The organism is Sphingobium trunci (assembly GCF_022664535.1).
Taxonomy (GTDB): domain Bacteria; phylum Pseudomonadota; class Alphaproteobacteria; order Sphingomonadales; family Sphingomonadaceae; genus Sphingobium.
Genome location: NZ_JAKUJY010000056.1, coordinates 1 through 2,675 on the forward strand (window position 1 = coordinate 1; position 2,675 = coordinate 2,675).

Sequence of the window (2,675 nt, forward strand, 5' to 3'; positions counted from 1 at the left end):
CTACGAAATCGTAGCAGGCAAGCGGCGTTACCATGCCGCGTTGGCTGTCGCGGGGGAGACTGATGGTATCGCGTCCCTGCCCTGCGCCATCATGGAGGCGGGCGACGACGCTGCGGCGCTGGAGGCCTCGCTGATCGAGAATATCGCCCGGCTGGACCCCGACGAAATGACCCGGCACGAAACCTTCACCCGGCTGGTCCGGGAGGGGCGCAGCGTCGAGGATATCTCCCTGACCTTCGGCTTCACGACCCTACAGGTGAAGCGCACCCTCGCGCTGGGCAATCTCCTGCCCCGCATCCGCAATCTCTACCGGGCCGAGACAATCGATGCCGTCACCGTCCGCCACCTGACCCTCGCCTCCAAGACGCAACAGCGCGAGTGGCTGGCCCTGCTGGACGATGATGACCGCCACGCGCCAGTCGGCCAGAATTTGCGCGCATGGCTTTTTGGTGGTGCTACCATCTCCACCAAGGCGGCCCTGTTCGACCTTGCGAGCTTTGGCGGCGAGATTGTCTCGGACCTGTTCGGGGAAGAGAGCTATTTCGCCTGCGCTTCGGATTTCTGGACCGCGCAAATGACGGCGGTCGAGGAACGCGCCGAGGCCTATCGTGAAGCGGGATGGCAGGAAGTCGTCATTCTGGAGCGGGGAGACTATTTCCACACATGGGAGCACGAGCGCTGCCCCAAGAGGAAGGGCGGCAAGGTCTATGCCGTCATCGGCCATCGTGGGGACGTCGCCTTTCAGGAAGGCTACATCACCATCAAGGAAGCGCGGAAGCGGGAGAAAGGCGAGACCATCGCCAAGCCGGTTCGCCCGGAGATCAGTGCGCCGATCCAGAACTATGTCGATCTCCATCGCCATGCCGCCGTGCGCGCCTCGCTATTGTCACAGCCCGCTATCGCCCTGCGCCTAATGGTCGCCCATGCCATCGTCGGATCGTCGCTATGGCGGATCGATGTGGAGCGGCAGCGCGCCCATAATGACGCTATTACGGAGAGCGTCGAAAGCAGCGCGTCGGAAGCTCTGTTCGACACCCAGCGCCGCGCCGTGCTGGCCCTGCTGGGCTTCGATCCCGATACGCCGACCGTCACCAATGGTTATGCGGGCGAACATGGCCTGCCGGGCCTGTTCCGCCAGTTGATGACTTTGACCGACGACGCCGTGCTGGACATTCTCGCCATCGTCATGGGCGAGACGCTGGAAGCGGGCAGCGCCATGGTCGAATTGCTGGGCGCGCTGCTCGACGTCGATATGGCGAAGGTCTGGCAGGCCGACGATGCCTTGCTCGATCTGGTCCGCGACCGGGAGGTGATCGGCCATCTGGTGGCGGAGGTGGCAGGCAAGATCGTCGCGACGGCCAATGCAGGGGAAAGCGCCAAGGTGCAGCGCCAGATCGTCCGGGACTATCTTGCTGGAACGGGCGGGCGCGCCAAGGCCGAAAACTGGGTGCCGAGATGGATGGTTTTTCCGCCCACGGCTTACACCGAACGCGGTGGCGTCGGCGGCGTCGAGCGGTGGAACGCGGTGGCAGGGCTGGTGAATACCACCCCAGCCGATCAGGAGACTGTACAGGACTGACGCGCCAGCGGCCCTCACTATTTGTTCCACTTCCAGAACCGGGGCGGTAGCTCCGGTTCTTTTTTGGCGTCAGTGAACGACGCCTGATCGTCCGGATTTCCACTGATTCGCCAGCGGGTTGGCGCTGCTCCTCCTTTTCTGCTACCATTGCCGCGCGCTGCGCAAAAGGCGGTGCCGGGACTGGTAATCCCGCGAAAGCAAGTAACTCGGCAACACCTGTTGTCCGGGGTGCCGTCGTATATGTCCAAGCCCTCGGGCTAAAAACGGCGGCGCATGTGCTTTCGCATGTTACCAGCCCCGGCAACTTCCGCGCTCAGTGCGCGGGAGTTCGGGACCGTGCCGCATCCGCCCTGCCACTTCCGCCTGACCCGCATGGATGCGGACCGGAGGTGCATATGGGTAAGACCGCTCCTGTCACATCACGCCGCGCATTATTGCGGGCGCTGACCGCCACGCCGATTGCCGTTTCCACCGCTGTCGTTTCGCCCTGGGGCGAGGCTCTGGCCGATCTTCATGACCATTATGGCGATTCACCGACAAGCCTTGTTCGGACCAAGGCGGGGCGAAGCCTGAGCCGCTTCCGCTATCACAATGCGGAGTCCTTCTTGCCAGACCGGGAGCCGGGGCTGAACCGTGACTGGCGCCAATTTCTCTATCGCGCCGGGATCGCTGCCCAGCTTGGGCTTTCCTCCCATCTTCTGGACGTGGGTTTTCCTGATGGCTGGTGCGCCCGTCATATCGGTCTGCGCGTCGCCAAATCGCTGGCCTATGCGAACGTCACGGGCCTCGGGCATGACTGCCCCGACATGGCCCGGCTGGCGATGGTCCTCACCCCTTATTGGAAGTGGAACCAGCCTCGCCTCTTCGGGGAACCGGAACCCGATGATGGCGGGTTCACGGTGGACGAGGTTCGTCCGCTGCTGCGCGCTCTACTCGACCGTGTGCATGACGTCACCGGCCATCGCCGCCCGAACGGCTGGCACCGCGAACAACGGGACGCCCGGTCATGACGCCGTCCACCGACAGGGAGCATTTGTCATGGCCGCTGCGGCAGGAGCTTTGCCGCGTCACGGCGATGGTTTTCGAGGCGTTCGCC

At 63.9% G+C, this 2,675-nt stretch carries 2 protein-coding genes; both read left to right on the plus strand.

The genetic code is table 11. The annotated features are described in order from the left end of the window. Positions 1–1,579: ParB/RepB/Spo0J family partition protein (locus MJ601_RS21685; protein ID WP_242130466.1), on the plus strand; the 1,579-nt coding region annotated here is incomplete at its 5' end. 395 nt (positions 1,580–1,974) lie between these two features. Then, positions 1,975–2,589: a hypothetical protein gene (locus MJ601_RS21690; RefSeq protein ID WP_242130467.1), complete on the plus strand. Its 615-nt coding sequence runs from the start codon at positions 1,975–1,977 to the stop codon at positions 2,587–2,589. Positions 2,590–2,675: the final 86 nt, after the last annotated feature.